At 39.8% G+C, this 18,287-nt stretch carries 21 protein-coding genes; 16 read left to right on the top strand and 5 right to left on the bottom strand.

All coding sequences use genetic code 11. From position 1 onward, the window contains the following. Positions 1-84: 84 nt before the first annotated feature. The 7 genes from N178_RS04955 (at position 85) to N178_RS04925 (ending at position 7,770) form a co-directional block, all read left to right on the top strand. Positions 85-714, top strand: a complete 630-nt coding sequence (locus tag N178_RS04955) for a CPBP family intramembrane glutamic endopeptidase (protein ID WP_045290977.1) — start codon at positions 85-87, stop codon at positions 712-714. Positions 715-940: 226 nt separating this feature from the next. Next, entirely contained in the window at positions 941-1,636 is a 696-nt protein-coding gene (locus N178_RS04950; protein WP_016765006.1) for a FadR/GntR family transcriptional regulator, read from the top strand. A gap of 271 nt (positions 1,637-1,907) precedes the next feature. Continuing rightward, entirely contained in the window at positions 1,908-3,467 is a 1,560-nt protein-coding gene (locus N178_RS04945; RefSeq protein ID WP_045290972.1) for a sodium:solute symporter family protein, read from the top strand. Next, positions 3,442-3,687: a hypothetical protein gene (locus N178_RS04940; RefSeq protein WP_034264415.1), complete on the top strand. Its 246-nt coding sequence runs from the start codon at positions 3,442-3,444 to the stop codon at positions 3,685-3,687. The genes N178_RS04945 and N178_RS04940 overlap by 26 nt, the downstream gene beginning before the upstream one ends. A gap of 220 nt (positions 3,688-3,907) precedes the next feature. After that, a complete protein-coding gene (locus N178_RS04935) occupies positions 3,908-4,801 on the top strand; it encodes a PEP/pyruvate-binding domain-containing protein (RefSeq protein ID WP_045290969.1) in 894 nt (297 codons plus the stop codon). 22 nt (positions 4,802-4,823) lie between these two features. Further along, positions 4,824-6,458 (top strand): PEP-utilizing enzyme, encoded by a 1,635-nt coding sequence (locus N178_RS04930; protein WP_045290967.1) that lies wholly within the window; start codon positions 4,824-4,826, stop codon positions 6,456-6,458. Then, on the top strand, positions 6,445-7,770 hold the full coding sequence (locus N178_RS04925) for an MFS transporter (RefSeq protein ID WP_237758406.1): 1,326 nt from the start codon (positions 6,445-6,447) through the stop codon (positions 7,768-7,770). The genes N178_RS04930 and N178_RS04925 overlap by 14 nt, the downstream gene beginning before the upstream one ends. Positions 7,771-7,857: 87 nt before the next feature. Here the strand turns inward: N178_RS04925 and N178_RS04920 are convergent, their stop codons facing one another. Together N178_RS04920 and N178_RS25735 are read right to left on the bottom strand one after the other, a co-directional pair. Next, complete coding sequence (locus tag N178_RS04920) at positions 7,858-8,325, bottom strand: hypothetical protein (RefSeq protein WP_045290965.1); 468 nt, start codon at positions 8,323-8,325, stop codon at positions 7,858-7,860. 74 nt (positions 8,326-8,399) lie between these two features. Further along, on the bottom strand, positions 8,400-8,717 hold the full coding sequence (locus tag N178_RS25735; protein ID WP_237758405.1) for a GerAB/ArcD/ProY family transporter: 318 nt from the start codon (positions 8,715-8,717) through the stop codon (positions 8,400-8,402). Between the two features lie 237 nt (positions 8,718-8,954). Between N178_RS25735 and N178_RS04915 the strand changes: the two genes are divergently transcribed. The 6 genes from N178_RS04915 to N178_RS04890 all read left to right on the top strand — a co-directional run bounded on the left by N178_RS04915 (position 8,955) and on the right by N178_RS04890 (position 14,084). Beyond that, positions 8,955-9,440, top strand: a complete 486-nt coding sequence (locus tag N178_RS04915; RefSeq protein WP_045290963.1) for a hypothetical protein — start codon at positions 8,955-8,957, stop codon at positions 9,438-9,440. A gap of 81 nt (positions 9,441-9,521) precedes the next feature. Beyond that, the gene (locus tag N178_RS04910) at positions 9,522-10,004 is read left to right on the top strand and encodes a GNAT family N-acetyltransferase (RefSeq protein ID WP_045290960.1); all 483 of its coding nucleotides are present in this window, start codon (positions 9,522-9,524) and stop codon (positions 10,002-10,004) included. Between the two features lie 2 nt (positions 10,005-10,006). Continuing rightward, positions 10,007-11,086: a DNA alkylation repair protein gene (locus tag N178_RS04905; protein WP_045290958.1), complete on the top strand. Its 1,080-nt coding sequence runs from the start codon at positions 10,007-10,009 to the stop codon at positions 11,084-11,086. A 179-nt stretch (positions 11,087-11,265) separates the two neighbouring features. Continuing rightward, positions 11,266-11,850 (top strand): hypothetical protein, encoded by a 585-nt coding sequence (locus N178_RS04900; RefSeq protein WP_045290956.1) that lies wholly within the window; start codon positions 11,266-11,268, stop codon positions 11,848-11,850. Between the two features lie 212 nt (positions 11,851-12,062). Next, positions 12,063-12,242: a hypothetical protein gene (locus tag N178_RS04895; protein WP_045290954.1), complete on the top strand. Its 180-nt coding sequence runs from the start codon at positions 12,063-12,065 to the stop codon at positions 12,240-12,242. 186 nt (positions 12,243-12,428) lie between these two features. Next, positions 12,429-14,084 (top strand): M14 family metallopeptidase, encoded by a 1,656-nt coding sequence (locus N178_RS04890; protein WP_045290952.1) that lies wholly within the window; start codon positions 12,429-12,431, stop codon positions 14,082-14,084. Positions 14,085-14,129: 45 nt separating this feature from the next. Here N178_RS04890 and N178_RS04885 read toward each other — a convergent pair whose 3' ends face one another. Next, positions 14,130-15,059: an SDR family oxidoreductase gene (locus N178_RS04885; protein WP_045290950.1), complete on the bottom strand. Its 930-nt coding sequence runs from the start codon at positions 15,057-15,059 to the stop codon at positions 14,130-14,132. A gap of 103 nt (positions 15,060-15,162) precedes the next feature. Between N178_RS04885 and N178_RS26920 the strand changes: the two genes are divergently transcribed. After that, positions 15,163-15,333 (top strand): hypothetical protein, encoded by a 171-nt coding sequence (locus N178_RS26920; RefSeq protein WP_169746655.1) that lies wholly within the window; start codon positions 15,163-15,165, stop codon positions 15,331-15,333. 291 nt (positions 15,334-15,624) lie between these two features. Here N178_RS26920 and N178_RS04880 read toward each other — a convergent pair whose 3' ends face one another. Further along, positions 15,625-15,963, bottom strand: a complete 339-nt coding sequence (locus N178_RS04880; RefSeq protein ID WP_045290948.1) for a YflT domain-containing protein — start codon at positions 15,961-15,963, stop codon at positions 15,625-15,627. Positions 15,964-16,183: 220 nt separating this feature from the next. Here N178_RS04880 and N178_RS04875 point away from each other — a divergent pair, with 220 nt between their 5' ends. Next, the gene (locus N178_RS04875; protein ID WP_045290946.1) at positions 16,184-17,053 is read left to right on the top strand and encodes an SDR family oxidoreductase; all 870 of its coding nucleotides are present in this window, start codon (positions 16,184-16,186) and stop codon (positions 17,051-17,053) included. A gap of 31 nt (positions 17,054-17,084) precedes the next feature. Next, positions 17,085-17,309, top strand: coding sequence for a hypothetical protein (locus N178_RS04870; protein WP_028409498.1), 225 nt, complete (start codon positions 17,085-17,087; stop codon positions 17,307-17,309). 43 nt (positions 17,310-17,352) lie between these two features. Here the strand turns inward: N178_RS04870 and N178_RS04865 are convergent, their stop codons facing one another. Beyond that, positions 17,353-18,210 (bottom strand): STAS domain-containing protein, encoded by an 858-nt coding sequence (locus tag N178_RS04865; protein ID WP_045290945.1) that lies wholly within the window; start codon positions 18,208-18,210, stop codon positions 17,353-17,355. Between the last annotated feature and the right edge of the window lie 77 nt (positions 18,211-18,287).

Raw genomic sequence — 18,287 nt, 5'->3', positions numbered from 1 at the left:
AAGATAAAAGATAGTAAACCTTTTGAATACGAAAAGTTTACTTGGTAAAAGAAAAGCCGCTTTTAAAGAAGGTGCGCCATAAACATGATAAAATTTTTGTTTTTGCTGTTCATGCCTATAATCTTTGTTTTTTTCGGTTTGTGGCTTATCCAAAATGTGTTGGTAACATTTGTTTGCTTTTACGGCTGGATGTTTATGATTTTATATGCGAATAATAAAATTAACTTTAAGGTAGCGCTTACAAAAAAATCTCTGTATGTGGGAACTCTGAGCGGAGTTCTATGTGCCGCTGTGATAATTGGAAGCAGCCTGCTTTTTTCTGGTAAAATCTTTCATGAAGAAGATATGCAAGCGGTTTTGCAAATATGGGGATTTAGCGGGTGGAAAGTTACCGTTTTAGCCGTCGTTTTGATTTTTATTAATCCTGTTTTAGAAGAAATGTATTGGCGGATGTATATACAAAATAAAGTGAAAAAGCATGTTTCTGTACTTGCTTCAATCATTGTTACATCAAGCTTTTATACGCTTTATCACGTATTCATTATCCTCCCTGTTTTCGTATTTCCGTTTAATGTGATCTCGGTAATAGGCGTCTTTTCAGCAGGTATGATGTGGGCGTATATAAGAGAGCGATATGGCATCAAAGGGTCCATCATCAGCCATGCGCTAGCGGATGCGGCGATTATGATTGTATACGGATTATATGTAAGATAAAGGTAATATATCAAAAAACCATGAATCGCTATTCATTTATAACTTGTTTTCATGGTATAATAACAATAATAGTAAAATTTTATCAACACATTTGAATTGAAATAATGTATACTTGTAATACAAAGATTGAAGCGTTTACATAAATCGGAATGCACACAGTTATACTGGAGCCGATGAACACTATAAAAAAGAGAGAGAGATAATTACTTGGAGGAGGAATAGAAGTATGTTTGTACCTATTGAGCGTAAAAAAGTGTCTAGTCAAGTGCTTGATCAATTAAAAAAGATGATTAAAGAGAAAACGTTCCCGCCAGAGTCTCGTTTACCGTCGGAACATGAACTGTCAAAAATGTTTGGAGTGAGCCGCGCACCAATTCGTGAAGCGCTAAGCGTTCTTTCTGCCAGTGGTTTGATTGAATCACGACAAGGCGGAGGAAGCTACGTAAAGCGTGTAAACTTAGTGGGCATGCTTGATCCAATGACGTTTGAAATGGTTGAAGCAGATCAGGTTCTTGAATTAATTGAAATGCGTATTATCATTGAGTCGCAGGCAGCAAGCTTAGCCGCGCTGCGCCGTACAGATGAAGAGTTGATTGAAATTAAAGAATCGTTAGAAGCATTTAAAAAGACGGTTCACAACAGTGAAGAAATTGGACATGAAGCGGACTATCGTTTTCACCATGATATCGTGAAAGCAGCTCATAATTCATTCCTTCTTCATGCCGTAGAAGATTTAGGCCATTTGTATCGAAAAGCGCTTGCTTATTCGTTAAATAAAAGCCAAAAAGAAAATCGCAAGCAAACCGATGCCGACCATGAGCGTATTTTTGAAGCGATTAAAAATGGAGACCCAGAAGAAGCAGCAGAAGCGGTTCGTGATCACTTGGAGCACGTTCGCCAAAAAGTAATGGTATCTCAATAATAAAAAACGATAGCCCTGTGCTATCGTTTTTTATTATTTCGTTCATGTAAGGAAATAAAACGTGTTAAAAACGAAAATTTACGCTTAAGCCGGTGCGAATGTGCCGGCTTTTTTGTGTGTGAATGGAGAAAATATTTAATTATACTCTTTAATAATCAGAAAATACAGTATTGTTAATAATTTTACGACGTGGTATTTTATTAACAAATGTTACTTTTATTTACATATTAATGTTAGTAAATGTAACATTAAGAGGAAGAGGAGGGATAAGATGCTTTCATCAAGCGTCGGGTATTTGATTTTACTGATTTTTGGAGGAGGCTTTACAGCCGTCACAATCATGATGCAGCGCCGTCAAGGAAAGGAAATGACGGCTGAGCAGTTTAGTACAGCCGGAAGAAATGTAGGCGTTGGGCTGGCGAGTGCATCCATTATTGCTGCATGGACATGGGCCGCTACGTTAATGATGTCTTCTTCCACAGGCTATCAGTACGGAATTAGCGGACCGTATTGGTACGCAGCGGGAGCAAGCATTCAAATTTTGCTGTTTGCCATTGTGGCGATTAACCTGAAGAAAAAAGCACCGAACGCTCATACGTTTTTAGAATTTATTGCACAGCGCTTCGATGTGAAAAATCATCGTTTAATGCTTGGTTTTGCGCTTATGACAAATATTATTGTGACCGCCATGGTTATTTTAGGAGGAGCCATTGCTTTAAACTCTCTTACCGGAATGAATATTTTTGTTGCCGCTTTTTTAATTCCTCTTACGTTTACAATCTACACCATGATTGGCGGTTTAAAAGCCTCATTTGTTGCTGATTATTTTAACACCGTTTTTATTTTCGTTATTTTATTTATTTTTGCTGCTGCCGTCTATTATAAGTTCGGCGTAACAAGCGTGTACGAAGGGTTGAAAAATCTGCCTCAGTCACAGCATATGCTTACGATGGCATCGGTGCCGGGGCTTTTGTTTGGAATGATTAATATTATCGGGAACTTTGGTACGGTCTTTGTGGATCAAGCTTACTGGCAGCGTGCTATTGCAAGTAAAAACAGCGCTGCTTCAAAAGCGTATATTTACGGCGGAATTGCCTGGTTTTCGATTCCATTTGCGGTTGCCACTTTCCTTGGCGTAAGCGCGGCTGGTCTTGGAATTGCCGTTGATTCACCAGATTCCATTGCACCGGTTATGGCGTCACACGTGCTGGGAAATCTAGGTTCTATTTTGTTTTTAACGATGCTGTTTATGGCAGTAATGTCGACAGGAGCAGCTGAATTAACCGCGATTACCAATATTATCGTAACGGACATTTACCTGCGTTCTATCAACCCGAAAGCAAGCAGTAAAAAAATCTTAAGCACGTCGCGAAAAGTGACGCTTGGCTTCGGGCTGGCGATGGGCGTGTTGTCCATTTTACTGTTTTACTTAGGAATTAGCCTTGGGTTTGTGTATATGGCCATGGGTATTTTCGTCAGCGGAGCCGTTATTCCCGTTACGCTTGGACTGATGTGGAAAAAAGCGACGAACACAGGTGCATTCTATGGTGCGCTGTTAGGAATGATCGGAGGCGTTGTCGCATGGAACACATCTGCTTACTTGATTAACGGTCACATTAACGTAGAAGCCCTTGGCGGACTGTATCCAATGCTTATTGGAAATTCTACCGTTTTTATCATCAGCGGGGTCATATCGATTGGACACGGCTTACTTGCTAAAAAAGAATTTGACTTTGATGAACTAAAAGATAAATTTAAAAGCTTTGATGAACACGGAGATGAACCATTAAGGGAGGAAGTGGCGTATGGATCCACAACAACAGTTAAATAAAGACGCAAAGCTATGTACGCGCTGGGCGCTGGGACTTACATTCTTATTTGTCCTCTTGTTTCCAGGCGTGATGTTTTTAACGGGCTATCAATACACGCTTTCCTTTTTTAAAGGCTGGACGTATCTTGCGTTTGGCTGGCTGATTATCGCAGGGATTTGTATTATTGTGGGGCCTGTGGTGGAGTTTGTGAGGGAGAAGAAGGATAGAGATACAGTTTAATTTGTCAAAACGATACGAATTTCAAATGTGTTAGTTATAAAAAAAAATCACAAATACATATTCTAGTGAATATGGTTTGTGATTTTTTTGTAAAGATATTTAAAGTTATGTTAATTTTTGGTAAGGTAGACTTAACTCTATAAAACTACATTATGGGTTTAAATGGGATTATCCTGTTTTATTTGATTGTCTTTGACATAAATGAAAGGAGGTGAAGTGATTGCACATCGTCTCTTTAGAAAAAGCATGTTATGCAGAACTTCAAACAGTAGGTTCAAAAGCCTACAATCTCTCAAAAATGATTCAGCACGTTTCTCATATCCCTAAAGGATTTGTTTTAACATCTCACGCGTTGCTTTCATTTTTAACGTTTAACCAAATAGAAATAAAAGCAGAAGATAGCAGCGTCATAGAAAAGAAGATTCAAAGCGGCACCTTTCCTTTAGCTTTGCAAAAAGAAATTGTTTCTTCGTATGCCAATATTCAGGATGCTGGTGTAAAAGCCGTAGCCGTAAGGTCTTCTTCCGCACTTGAAGATTTGGAGAATGCGTCTTTTGCCGGACAGTATGAAACGATATTAAATGTAAGAAACAGAGAAGAACTTTTGACAAGTATAAAAAGATGCTGGGCTTCTTATTTTTCATCCATGGTTCAAGCGTATGCCGAAGATAAAGAAATTTCGCTTTCTAATCCCCAGATGGGTGTCCTTGTACAAGGAATGGTTGAAGCCGATGTATCCGGTGTGATTTTTAGCGTAAACCCTATTACAGAAAGTGAAGATGAAGTGGTCATTAACGTGGCGTACGGCTTAGGAGAGGGAATCGTATCAGGGGGTGTTACGCCGGATTTATTTATTATTCATAAACAGACAAAGAATATAATGAAAGAACTAGGATTAAAAGAGTATAAGCTAGTGTCAGGTTTTACAGGAATAACAAAAGCTGTGACAACGGATAAAGAAAAAAAAGAATTTTCTATATCAGATGAAACAGCATTACAATTGCTTCATTTGACGAATCAAGTAGAGCAGTATTGTCAGTATGCTGTAGATGTTGAATTTGCTATAAAAAATGAACATATTTATTTGCTTCAAGTAAGACCAGTTACCGCATAATGAAAAGGAAAGGGGAAATCAAATGAACGTGTTATCTGCATTTCAAAACGACTTATTTTTAAGTGAGGAAGAAAAACAAACGGGGTTTTGGGTACAAGACAACTTACATATTGCGCATGCATTGAGTCCTCTATACGCCTCTTTTCAGCTTCCGGCAATGACTTATGGAACAAAGCATGGTTTTGAAACGTTAAAACTGCCCATCTATCAATTTGTAGTGAAATTAGCCGATGGAAAAATGTACCAGCAAAATATCCCGTTTCCCGGTGACGTAAACGATCGCTTAAAAGAGCATCAGGAAGCAGTTAAGCCGCTGTTACCTCGACTTAAACCTAGATTATACGAGTACGTTGATGAGGTATTTTTACCTTTTTATACGGAAGTCAAAAGAAATGCAGAACGTTCTTTATCTTTAAAAGAAGCAGAAGAAAAAGTAAAAGAGCTGCATGATTTTTATAAAAAAGCTTGGCAGCTTCACTTTGAAATCGTCATGCCGAGAAATGATTTAGGAATGGTTTTAGAAGAGCTATATGGAAACTTGACCGGAGACACGAATACGGCTTATGTATATGATTTGCTGGAAGGCGTGATGAACAAGTCACTTGAAAGTGATCAAGCACTGTGGGAACTAACTGACACGGTAAAGCATTCCGGCCCGTTAAAACAAGCTTTTACCGAGCAGAAGTCAGAAGAAATAGAAGCAAATCTATTAGGCACGGCTGAAGGCAGAGAATTTTTAAAGAATCTGCAAAGCTTTTTGAATGAGTATGGCTATCGTTCCGCAAATTCGCACGAGTTTATTGATGAGACGTGGGTAGAGAATCCTTTACATGCGCTATCAATTATTGCTGGCTATGTGCGTAAAGATTACGACTTCAAGAAAAATTATGAAGACGTCGTAAAAAAGAGAGAAGAAAGCTATCGTGATGTACTCGCAAAAATGCCGGAGTGCGAAGAAAAAGAACAGTTTAAGCTGTTTTATGGATGGGCTTTGGAGGCATGGGGGTTGGATGAAGATCATCATTTTTATATCGATGCGATGCTGCCTGCTACAGCGAGACTGTTTTTGCTAAATGTCGGAACTCTTTTAGCTGACCACCAAGTGATTCATCAGCCTGAAGATATTTTTCATTTTTATTACGATGAATTGCTGGAAGTATTAAAAAAACCCGTGGCATCTCATGAACTTATCGACAATAGAAAGCAGGAGTTTGAAGAAAATCGTCATAAAAAAACGCCTCCTGCTTATGGAACGCCTCCTCAAACAGGAGAAGATCCTTTATTGGAGCGGGTATTCGGAAAAATGGGGCCTCCAGAAGTAGATGAAACGCAAAAAATCTTTAAAGGAAGTGCCGCTTCAAGAGGTGTTTATACGGGAGTGGTAAAAATCATTTCAGATCCAAGTCAATTTTCTAAGCTTGAACAAGGAGATATTCTTGTATGTGAAACAACAGCACCCGCTTGGACCACGTTATTTTCGCTTGCTGGCGCAATTGTAACCAATGCAGGAGGAATTTTATCTCATGCAGGAACAGTGGCTCGTGAATATAAACTCCCAGCGGTTCTTGGCACAAAAGTAGCCGTGGATCTACTAAAAGACGGAGATGTTATTACCGTAGACGGAACCAACGGAGTGGTGACGATTGAACAGCAGTAAGCCGTTTTTGATTATCTTTTCTATTTTAACGGGAACTTTTTTAATTCCCGTTAATTCCACTATGATTGCGGTAGGCTTGCCGTCTATTGCCAAAGCACTTCATCTTTCCATCGTACATGTATCAGTAGTGGTAACGATCTATTTAATTGTGATGGCAGTTGCTCAGCCCATTGCGGGGAAACTTGGTGATTTATATGGAAACAAGAACATGTTTGTAGCTGGAATGATTATTTTTCTAATAGGATCTGCCGCCTGTGTGTTTTCATATAACTTACTTTCGCTCACAGTCTTTCGAACGCTGCAAGCATTGGGAGGTGCATTAGCCACGCCTAACGCAACAGCCATTATGAGACACAGTTTACCAAAAGAAAAGCTTGGAAGAACGCTTGGGTTATTTGGATTATCAATGGGGCTAGGCGCAGCTGTAGGGCCTGTATTAGGTGCTTTTTTAATTAAGTATCTTGGGTGGACGTCGATTTTTTGGTTTAACGTTCCTTTTGCTGTGCTGTCGTTAATTTTTTCATCTATATACGTGCCGTCTACCATAAAACAAAAAGCAAAAACGCTGGATATAGGGGGCGCTTTATTGCTTGGAGTAAGCATGACGAGCTTTACGCTAATGCTGACGCACCGTGATTTGTTTAATGCTTGGACTATTTTTATATGCATAGCGTCTATCGTTCTTTTTATTGTGCAAGAACGCAAAGTCAAAGAGCCGCTGATTGATTTTAAGCTTTTTAAGGTTCGTCCTTTTTTTTCTTCAAATCTTTCTATTCTATGCAGTAATTTTATGATGTATAGTACCATTTTGTTTGTTCCGCTTTTGCTAGAGAAGCAGTATGATATTCGGTTAATTGGTTTGCTTCTTTTCTTTTTTTCGTTAGCCATGTCTATTTCTTCGTGGCTAGGAGGATTGTTAGCAGAAAAGGTAGGGAAAGAACATCCGATCCGATTATCGTTTCTTATTTCACTGCTTGCGGCGATGCTTTATTTCCACTTAGCGAATGCATCCATTTCTTATACAATTGTATCTTTATTAGTAGGAGGAGTGGGAGCAGGAATCGGTGTTTCATCTATGCAGGCTATGAATATTCAGTCTGTCAAAAAGGAGCAATCAGGCAGTGCATCGGGCATTTATTCCACTTTTCGTTATATTGGAGGAATGTTAGCGTCAGCTGCGGTGAGCTTGTTAGTAGGTACTACCGGTTTATTGGTGACTCTATGTATAGCTGGAATAGCAGGTTTCCTTGTGTCGTTAGTTGGAAAAGAAAAAGAAAAGCAAGTTTCCTTGTCCAAAGACGCTTTTAAATAAAAAAAGAATAGCCAGCGGAGAAGCAGATATTCGTTTTATTGCGCGTGCTGAAAATGATGATGTGCTTGTCCAAAGGCTATTCTATTTTTAAGTGATCGCTCTTTTTTCAATTTTACACACCCACCGGTAATACTGCACCACCATCCAAAACAACAGCGGATTTAGCAGAAGCGAATACCACCACGTCCACCATCCGTAGTGAAAATAACCCCATGGAGCAGGGAGAAGGGCCACTACTTCATAAAGTAAAACAGCAACCGACCAAAGTAAAATGTAGGCGGCTTTTTTTGTGAGTTTCCCGGCAAAAGGATAGTAGGTAAGAAAAAGCATGTTCACAGGCGGAATGAGAACAGTATAGGCAAAAATACCTTGCCAGTCTGTTTCTTGTGTAAAATACCAGTAGCCGTGAAATTTGAAATTAATAAAGACGTCAAAGATGTGCTGAGCAGCAATGGTGAACATCCAAATGTGTACAATTTGATTTGCTGTGAAGCGCTTGTTTGTTTTAAAAGCAAGAACGTTAAATAATAAAATAGAAAGAATTAATCCAATCATATTGGTTCTCCTTTTGGCTTCTTGACTATATTGTATAATTTTAGGAGATTAAATCCAATAGAGAAATGGACATACTACGAATTTTCTGCGGTATTTTTCACAGTAACGGACTGTACTTTTTTTCGATTTCTTAAAAATGCGATCACGAGTAAAAGAGCAGGAATGACAATTTGAAACGGAAGATGTAAAGTGAACGGAATGATGTTCAGCCTTTCATATATATGTTCGAAATAGTTTTGAGCAAGAGACAATGAATAAAACAAAATGACCAAGCCGATTGGAAATACAAGCGGTGACGGGTGTTTAATTTTAAACACGTGAGAAAGGCCCAGCACAGTGGCGTAGAAAAACAGACCAATTTTAAAGAAGCCGCCAGTGATTAAAGGCAGCATGAAAAGTGGCGTATGGGGCTAGACGAGGGTGAGAAGCATTGCGCCGAGATCACGCAGCACTCGCGCGGCTCCGTTCGCAAAATATAATACATAAAGAAAATCAAGTATGCGCTTTTTAACGTGGAGCATATGCATCATGTAAGTAAAGAGTTGGAAAATAAATAGGGATATTTTGTTAAAAAAATAAGTGCGTTAGCCGAAGATATAAGAGAAAAGTGCGTAAAAGGAGAGAGCGCGTTGGATTTATTTGAAGTTATATTGAGTATCCATATTGGACTCGGAATGATTTGTTTGCTTTCAGGAATGGTGTCCATGCTAGCGGCTAAGAAAAAAGGACGGCATACAAGATGGGGAGAAGTGTACCACGGTGCTTACGCAGCCCTAGCTGCTACAGCTATCATGTTAGCGATTTGGAAATGGAATGAAATTGCTTATTTATTTTATATTGCGGTGTTTTCATACGGATTAGCGATTTATGGCTACTTAGCACGCAAGCAAAAATGGAAAAGCTGGCTTCAGCATCATATTCGCGGTATGCTGGGATCTTATATCGGAGCGGTTACCGCGCTGCTTGTGAATATTGGAGACAGTATTCCGCTGTTAAATATGCTTCCTTCTCTTTTTTATTGGTTTTTGCCTACGATTATTGGCAGTCCGCTTATTTACATAGTCGGAAGACGCTATAGAAAAAATACTTCTGTTTCTAAAAAAATATCATACTAACCAAAAAAGCCTTTTACCGCAAAAAGGCTTTTTTCTATGGCGAACATTTGTGCTATGATAGAGAAGCAAGGAGGATGCAGCATGAAAGAAAATCATCAGTTTACGATACATACGAACAAAGAAAAGCTTGATATAGATGTTATCTACTCGTACCTTCATCATGAATCATACTGGGCAAAAGGAATTCCGCTTCACCTTGTTCAAACGTCTATTGAACACTCCGTTTGTTTTGGCGTGTATGATGAGTGTGATAAACAAGTAGGGTTTGGACGGATTATTTCCGATTTTGCGACGTTTGCTTATTTGGCGGATGTGTTTATTCTTCCGCACGCGCGAGGCAACGGCCTTGGAAAAGCATTGGTACAAGAAATGATTCGCTATCAGCCGATTCAACACGTACGAAAAATTTTATTGGCAACAAAAGATGCTCACGGTTTGTACAGTCAGTACGGATTTAAAGAAGTTAAAAATAAGCAACTGTTTATGCAAATTTTTAAAAAAGGCATGTACGAGCGGGCGCTTTATTCGGAAGAAAATAAAATACTACCTGGAAAAGAGGGATAGGTATGGCTGAAGAGTTACGTAAAAGCGTATTTAATGAAGAGTTGATTACCTACTTGAGCGACGCTTTTTCACGTGAAAGGAGTTCATTTGATCAAAAAGCATTTCATGAGCTGGTTTTTCAACAGGACTGGGAAGACTTAGGGCTGAAAGAGCGCATGAGAAGAATTACGCTTTCCATGCATGAAGTGCTGCCGGCGGATTATGAAGAAGCACTTCATATTTTATATAAAGCAGCTCCAACGGTAGGAGGGCTTCAAGGCACGATTTTTCCAGATTACGTGGAACTATACGGATTAAACGCTTGGGAAGCTTCCATAAAAGCACTCGCGTTTTTTACGCCGTTTTCCACATCAGAATTTGCGGTGCGTCCGTTTTTAATTCAAGATACAAATCGAATGCTTGCGCAAATGATTGAGTGGGCGGGAGATGAAAATCATCATATTCGCCGATTAGCAAGCGAAGGGAGTCGTCCTAGACTTCCATGGGGGCAATCAGTACCTGCGTTAAAGCAGGAGCCGAAGCAAACGCTGCCGATTTTAGAACAGTTAAAATGCGATGAATCGCTATATGTCCGCAAAAGCGTAGCCAATCATTTAAATGATATTTCTTACATAGAGAAAGACTGGATGCTTGATGTGATAAAAAGCTGGTACGGAAAAGACGCTAAAACCGACTGGATTGTTAAACATGCGTGCCGTTCACTGCTGAAAAAAGGAGATCCTGAAGCCCTTTCTCTTTTTGGCTATGGAGATGACCCAGGCGTAATTGTCACAGGCCTTGGCTTACATCCCCATACGATTACAATCGGTGATAGCATCGACTTTTCATTTGAACTATCCGTGGAAAAAAACATGCCGCTTCGCATAGAGTACGGAATTCATTACGTAAAAGCAAAAGGAAACCGCACTCAAAAAGTCTTTATGCTGAAAAATGTTCAAGCAAAAGCAGGCCAAACGCTTACAGTCACAAAAAAGCATGCGTTTAAAGATTTAAGTACACGAAAACATTACAGCGGTACGCATTCGCTTTCTGTTATTGTAAACGGAGTGGTAAAAGCAGAAGCGGATTTTGTGATCGAGTAGCTCTTTCCTGATGGAGAGAGTTTTTTTATATTTCTATGGAAGGAAGCTCTTGCAAAGCATAAAGAAGGTGATGAAACTTAAGTCGATAGGTTGCTGCCGCTTTACTTATCTGCAAAATTGTTCATAAAACATCCATTTAAATTCCTTTTATGGTATATTAATCCTTAAGGAGTGGTAAAGTGAAGAAGTTTATTATGGGCATATCGAGTGCTTTATTAGCAGTATCATTGGTAGCGTGCTCAAACTCTGCTAGCAAAGAAGAGGACGGCTATAGCATTCAAAAAGTGAAAGTTAAGATAACGGATGATTCGAATCTAATTGGAAAAATCGGTATAGAAGATGATAAAGGAAAAATGGTCGACGTAAAACCAAAAGCGCTCTATTATGAATTTAAAATGAAACAGCAGGGCCAGCATAAATTCTATCAAAATGATAAAGACGAAATAGAAGCTAAAATTATACCGAATGAAGATTTAAAGAAAGCATCTATCAATACGGTAGGCGTTAACGTATTTGATGAGAAGCATGATCAATTCGGCACAGGTATGGGAATTGAAGAGTTTAACTATATGAAAAAAGGAAAAGTCGATGTGCACTACGACCTGGGAGCGACTGTTAAAAACAAAGAAATGCCTCTGGTTCCTTCCAATCAGAAATTAAAAGAGCTCCAAGAGGCTGCGAGGCATGGAAAGCTCGTCATCACAAGAAATAACAAAGAAATTGGTCGATATGATTTAGAAACGCTAGAATCTGTAAAGAAATGATTAATAGCTGCATGGAGTATGTGCAGCTAAATTACGGATAGTGCGGGCTCAATGAAGGGCTAAAGTTTATAGCAGTTCATACATAAAAGAGAGGCTGGGCCAAATGTATTTTAGCCGTAGTGGAAAATGAACCATTGATTAACATGTTTGAAGAGTGGTTTGTTTTTTTCTTATGGTGAATATAGTTTGGTGTGTTTCGTTTCTTCTAGTAGTTGATTGGAGGGCAAAGCGAAGACTCCTGCGGGAAAAGCGGGACAGGTGAGACCCCGCAGGAGCGCAAGCGACAAGGAGGCTCATCGGCCGCCCGCGGAAAGCGAAGCCTTGCACGGAAATTAACAGCGGTCGAACAAGAGGTCAGAATTGTTAATCCAGATTATTTGTCTTCAGGTTGAATTAATTTTGTTATGTCTCAATCCTTTTTTATATAAATACACTCATTTGATACACCAAATTAGTCAAAAAGGTTCAGCGCCCCTATCTTGAAGTTATTTCCTTAAACGGTATAATTATTTATGTAACATTTTAAATATTTAAAAAATTTAAAATGTCTAATCAAGGGGATGGGGAGGAGTAAATGTATGAAAAAAACTGTAAAACGAACAGCGGTGCCGGCGATTTTGTCGATTGGATTATTGCTGTCGCCGCTTGGGGTACAAGCTGATATGCCTTATTACGGAAAAGACTATAGTCAGCCGGAAAACATTAAAGCGCTTTATCCAGAAATAAAGGTGAATGAAGCAACGCCGGCATTTACAAAAGGACAAGACGCATTTACGACGCAAGAAGAAATGATGAGCTATGTTCAAAAGCTTGCTCATAAAAGTCCGTATGTAAAACTGAAGATTATCGGTAAATCACAGCAAGGACGAGACATTCCGGCACTGTACTTTTCAAAGGAAAAGAAATTTGCTGATGGAAAGACATCCAAAAAGCCAACGATTTGGCTTCAAAGTCAAATTCACGGAAATGAACCGGCAAGCGGTGAATCCGTACTCGCCGTTGCGACGCGTTTGACAGAAGACTTTGGAAAAGATGTGTTAAATAAAGTGAACATCGTCATTGTACCGCGCATTAATCCAGACGGATCTTATGCATTCAAGCGTCAGCTAGCGAATAATTTAGATGGAAACCGCGACTACATAAAGCTTGAAAGCCCGGAAGTGCAGAGCGTACGAGCTGAATTTAACCGTTTTTCACCAGAAGTCGTGATTGACGCTCATGAATATACGCCATATAGCAGCGGGCTTAAAAATATCGGTAAAGAAGGCGTGTGGAAGTGTCACGACATTTTACTGCAGTCTGGTCGAAACTTAAATATTCCGCAGAATATTCGAGACGTGTCCGATGAGCTGTTTGTGAACAGTACGCTTACAGCCATTGAAAAGCAAGGGTATTCAGGAGAAGTATACTATACGTCTCAAGTGAATAAACAAGGGCAGCTTGAAGTAGAAGAAGGCTCAGTTGAACCGCGAATCGGCCGAAACTCATTAGGTCTGTATCCGTCGTTTTCATTTTTAGTGGAAAGCAGAGGAATCGGCATTGGCCGAGAAGATTTTCCGCGGCGAGTGAGTGCACAAATTGCTACGCAAGAAAAGCTGATTACGCAAACAGCCGCTCACGCCAAACAAATTAAAGCGCTGATTGCAAAAGAAAAAGCGGCGCTTGTCAAAAAAGGCAAAAATGCAAATGACCATGATCCAATTGTGGTGAACAGTGAAAATAAAAAAATACCAAACTCCACGGTAGAAATGGTTGATGTGGAAAGCGCGTCTGTTAAAGAAATTCCTGTGACGTACTACAGTGCAAAGAAAGCAACGCCGACGCTTGTCCGCGAACGCCCCACTGCTTATCTTTTAAAACCAGGACATGAAGAGTTAGCAGCAAAACTGCAGGGACAAGGCGTAAAAGGCTTCAAGTTAACGAAAGAAACGGCTCTTTCAGTAGAAGCGTATTCGGTCAGCAGCCGCATTGAAAATGAAGCCTACGAAAACAAACCAAATGTAGACGTACAAACAATCGTTAAGCCAAAAACAGTAACGTTTCCAAAAGGAAGCTACGTCTTTTTAACATCTCAGCCGCAAAACAATTTATTGTCTCTATCGCTTGAGCCGGAATCCGTGGACAGCTTCACAACGTTTGGGTATTTGCCTTCAGAAGTAGGACAAGAACTTGATGTTTACCGGTTTACGCGTTCCATTGAAAAATCGCCTTTGCAAAAAGAATCCCGTAAATAATGAAAAAGCGTGGAGCCTGGCTTCACGCTTTTTATATTGAGATTTTTAAGAAGAAACCCATTCTCCGCCGTTTACATGAAGCGTTTGCCCTGTGACAAACCGTGAGTCATCGCTTGCGAGATACACGTAGGTCGGAGCAAGTTCAAACGGTTGTCCCTGGCGTTCCATCGGATTGTCTACTTGCGTTACTTGATCAGCTGAAAAGCTTGCTGGAATGAGAGGTGTCCAAATGCGGCCCGGAGCTACTGCGTTTACGCGAATGCCGTCTTTAATCACACTATTGGAAAGCGCTCGAGTGAAACCAACAATGGCTCCTTTGGTTGCCGTGTAGTCAATTAACTGCTCATAGCCTTTATACGTCACAATTGAAGCGGTATTAATAATTGAGCTGCCGGCTTTTAAATGCGGCAGAGCGGCACGCGTCGTGTAAAAGTGCGAGTAAATATTCACTTTAAACGTATGATCAAACTGCTCATCAGTGATATCTAAAAGACTCATCTGCTGAAACTGAACGCCTACGTTATTGCACAAAATATCAAGCTGACCGAACGCTGCTACCGCTTTTTCGACGATGTCTTTACAGTGCTGTTTGTCCCGCACGTCGCCGGGAAGCAGCACACATTTTTGACTGAGTTCTTCAATCCGTTTTTTCGTACGATTCGCGTCTTCATGTTCATCTAAATAAGCAATCGCAACGTCTGCTCCTTCTTTGGCAAAGGCGATGGCAGCGGCAGCTCCGATTCCGCTGTCACCGCCTGTAATGAGAGCAACTTTCCCTTTTAATTTGCCGCTGCCATTGTAATGCGGATTTTCGATAATGGGGCGCGGAACCATCAAACTTTCTAACCCGGGCTGGCGAAGCTGCCGCTGTTCAGGCACCGTAATCGGAACGTCTTCATAGCGCGTAATTTTTCCGTAATTCGGCTGCATCGGATACCCTTGCTTGTCCTGATAAAATTCATTGTTTGGACACATAAAACAACCTCCTCAAAAAGCATTACTCTTTCACTCTATGACATAGATCAATCTCTCATGCATACGTATAAAGAGTGTAGAATGCGAGAAAGAAGGGGAGTTCATGCGATATTACTACAGTGAAGAAGTGAAGCTATTGCTGATGGACGGGTCAAATCAGACGGTGAAAGTAATCTATAACTCGGACCCTCAGCCTCTTATGATGCCGCTTTTAGGACCTCGTCCGCCTTTTTATGTAAACCCGCGCTATGAGAAGTATCTTCCTGTTTTATAGTACAAAGAGCCCTTCTGCATGAAGGGCTTTTACTTTGACATTCTCTTTTATTTTCCGCGCGATTGATCACGTGATTCATGGCGATTTTTTCTTTTTCTAGAGAGGAAATAAATAAAAAAGCCGATTAATACGAGAAACGTGATAAGCAAAATACTGGTAGGAAAGTAAAGAGAGCCTATGTGAATTCCCAAATAATTTAACATCGTTATAACTTCCTTTCTTGATAAAAAATGGTTTATTTTACTAAATACCCTTATAACCTATTAGAAAACGTTTCAGCTCTTTTATACCTTAGTAGGGAATCGACTGGCTCTGGGCGCCAATGACCACGATATGTCCTTGTTTCATCTCTTCTTTATACCGGTTTGCTTCTTGATTAGATAAGCCGAGAGAAGCCATTTTTGAAAGCAGCTCATCTTCTCTTGAAAGAAGCATGTTCACCGCTGTTTCAAAAATACCTTGCTCTGCCATTCTATACTTTTTTGTATGTGTGGCCTCCGTTAATTCGTGAGCCCATTCTTTATCGTAGGCCAGCAGGTAAATATCTTTGCTTGTAAATCCTTTCTTTAAAAAAGAATGGATGACGCAGGTTGCTTCCTCTTGGTTTTGTGCTACTTGAATGTGTTTCATACACCAACCAAACCTCCTCATAAAAGATATTTCTGAAATACATCTTCTACTTCTCATGTAACCTTTGTTTCCAACTTTAAACTTGTTTTCTATGAATTTTCCAAGATAGTAAAAAAGAATGGAAGCATAATAAATTTTAAAAAAGATGTTTGAACTTCAAAACAGAAGGCTAAACGTAGACTATACTAAAAAGTTCCATCAAAAATAGGAGGAGATTAAAATGAATTTACAAGAACAACAAACACAAGGTCAGCCCCAACAAACGCAAGACCGCCAGCCGGGTATCGAAAGTGAGATGAATCCTCTCCCTATTTATGAGGATGACAATTACATTGGTACAGGAAAATTAAAAGGAAAAGTAGCGCTGGTTACTGGAGGAGACAGCGGAATTGGACGAGCTGTATCCATTGCTTATGCGAAAGAAGGAGCAGACGTAGCCATCGTTTATTTAAACGAACATAGCGATGCGGAGGAAACAAAAGCCCGCATTGAAGAAGAAGGTGTAAGATGCCTGCTGATTGCAGGAGACGTAGGAGACGAATCGTTCTGTAATGAAGCGGTAGAAAAAACAGTGAGTGAGCTTGGAAAGCTTGATATCCTTGTGAACAATGCAGGGGAGCAGCACCCAAAAGAAAGCATTAAAGAAATTACGAGTGAACAGCTTGAACGAACGTTCAAAACGAACTTTTATTCATATTTTTATTTTACGAAAAAAGCGCTTGATTATTTAGGAAAAGGCAGTGCGATCATTAATACAACGTCAATTAATCCTTACCGTGGAAATCCTCAGTTGATCGATTATACTGCGACAAAAGGTGCAATCAACGGCTTTACGCGCAGTATGGCGCAAGCGCTTGTCAAAGACGGCATTCGCGTTAATGCTGTCGCGCCGGGACCAATCTGGACACCGCTTATCCCGTCTACTTTCTCAGGTGATAAAGTAGGAGAATTCGGTACAGATACGCCGATGGGCAGACCTGGGCATCCTGTGGAGCACGTAGGCTGCTATGTGCTGCTAGCTTCAAATGATTCATCTTATATGACGGGTCAAACGCTTCATGTCAACGGCGGAGATTTCATGAACACATAATTGCTTCACCTATATAAAGGAGGAGAAAAAGATGGGAGAACGCCAGAAAAGATCTATTTCAAATACACCAAAAAAAAGAGATGAAACGGAACAGCGTGTAACAGATCAAGACGAAACGTTATTTGAACGTTTTAAAGAAGAAGAAACGGTCGATCCTATGCCGTTGGAAGACATAAGACTTGAACAAAAAGAAGAGAAAAATAAAACCAAAACGAAAGATGAATCAGGTTCTGAAAACATTCATCATAGAAAATAAAAAACAGCCTTCTCGGGCTGTTTTTTTTGTTTGTATTCCTATATTAATGAGTGCTAGAAGCAATTACAATTTTTGAATCATCTTCTAATGCTTGAGCAAGATTCGATTTAATTCGTATATGATCAAATTTCAGTCCAAGCTGCATCGCAGTAGTAGCTAGTTCAGGACGAATGCCCGATAAAATTGATTTAACGCCGATTAAATCAAGCGCATTTATCAGCTGAAACAGCTCGTGCGCGACCATTGTATCAATCATCACAACTCCTGACAAATCAATATACAAATGAGCGATTTGCTTCTCTGCACACTGTTTTAACGTGCTTTCTAGGATCATTTTGGCTCTTGCTGTATCAATATCACCGACTAACGGTAAAAGAGCCACGTCTTTTTTAATCACAATAACAGGTGAACTTAATTCATGAATCATTTCTTGCTGAGAGCGGAGGCGGTTTGAGGCATATTCCTGCGCTTCTGTGATGAATTTCAAAATAATAATATCAAATACCCGTACTACTTTTTCATTCCACATATCGATATGCTGCTGAGTGATGTCATCATGAAGTTCTGCAAATCGGCGAATATACTCGCAGTATTGTTTGCGGACGTTCATAAATTCTTTAATAATACTTTGAATGGGGGTTCTGAGATGCTGCTGGTCTTTGGCAACTTTATTTAGCCACGTATTAAAAGATTCAAAAAAGCTTTTTTCATCTTCTATAAAGACGTTGCTAATATATAAGTGAAATTCATAGTTTTGCGCTTTTAAGCGTTGAATGACGTCAGGATCATTAGAGGTATATACGCCTTCAGAAGATTTTTTGTCCAAAGATTCATACCATTCCTCCGTCATAGTTGGTGCACTTTCTAGCAGATAAGAACGTAAAGCGATATCTTTCTTCACTGATATTCTCCTCTCAAACTGATAAAACATGCGCAGGTGCGCAACGTATTTATTATAGCATCTTTTTTATAAAGATG

It is taken from the genome of Priestia aryabhattai B8W22 (genome assembly GCF_000956595.1).
In the GTDB taxonomy this organism is placed as follows: Bacteria; Bacillota; Bacilli; order Bacillales; family Bacillaceae_H; genus Priestia; species Priestia aryabhattai.
Note: the sequence above shows the minus strand (reverse complement) of the source record. Positions and strands in the feature narration are given on the sequence as shown.

What these genes read in the sequence shown, in the direction of transcription:
- N178_RS04905 (WP_045290958.1), top strand. Translation starts at nt 10,007, where the DNA reads ATGGCTGAAGAGTTACGTAAAAGCGTATTTAATGAAGAGTTGATTACC.
- N178_RS04885 (WP_045290950.1), bottom strand. Translation starts at nt 15,059, where the DNA reads ATGTGTCCAAACAATGAATTTTATCAGGACAAGCAAGGGTATCCGATG.
- N178_RS04930 (WP_045290967.1), top strand. Translation starts at nt 4,824, where the DNA reads ATGAACGTGTTATCTGCATTTCAAAACGACTTATTTTTAAGTGAGGAA.
- N178_RS04875 (WP_045290946.1), top strand. Translation starts at nt 16,184, where the DNA reads ATGAATTTACAAGAACAACAAACACAAGGTCAGCCCCAACAAACGCAA.
- N178_RS04945 (WP_045290972.1), top strand. Translation starts at nt 1,908, where the DNA reads ATGCTTTCATCAAGCGTCGGGTATTTGATTTTACTGATTTTTGGAGGA.
- N178_RS04920 (WP_045290965.1), bottom strand. Translation starts at nt 8,325, where the DNA reads ATGATTGGATTAATTCTTTCTATTTTATTATTTAACGTTCTTGCTTTT.
- N178_RS26920 (WP_169746655.1), top strand. Translation starts at nt 15,163, where the DNA reads ATGCGATATTACTACAGTGAAGAAGTGAAGCTATTGCTGATGGACGGG.
- N178_RS04955 (WP_045290977.1), top strand. Translation starts at nt 85, where the DNA reads ATGATAAAATTTTTGTTTTTGCTGTTCATGCCTATAATCTTTGTTTTT.
- N178_RS25735 (WP_237758405.1), bottom strand. Translation starts at nt 8,717, where the DNA reads ATGCTGCCTTTAATCACTGGCGGCTTCTTTAAAATTGGTCTGTTTTTC.
- N178_RS04870 (WP_028409498.1), top strand. Translation starts at nt 17,085, where the DNA reads ATGGGAGAACGCCAGAAAAGATCTATTTCAAATACACCAAAAAAAAGA.
- N178_RS04950 (WP_016765006.1), top strand. Translation starts at nt 941, where the DNA reads ATGTTTGTACCTATTGAGCGTAAAAAAGTGTCTAGTCAAGTGCTTGAT.
- N178_RS04940 (WP_034264415.1), top strand. Translation starts at nt 3,442, where the DNA reads ATGGATCCACAACAACAGTTAAATAAAGACGCAAAGCTATGTACGCGC.
- N178_RS04880 (WP_045290948.1), bottom strand. Translation starts at nt 15,963, where the DNA reads ATGAAACACATTCAAGTAGCACAAAACCAAGAGGAAGCAACCTGCGTC.
- N178_RS04890 (WP_045290952.1), top strand. Translation starts at nt 12,429, where the DNA reads ATGAAAAAAACTGTAAAACGAACAGCGGTGCCGGCGATTTTGTCGATT.
- N178_RS04910 (WP_045290960.1), top strand. Translation starts at nt 9,522, where the DNA reads ATGAAAGAAAATCATCAGTTTACGATACATACGAACAAAGAAAAGCTT.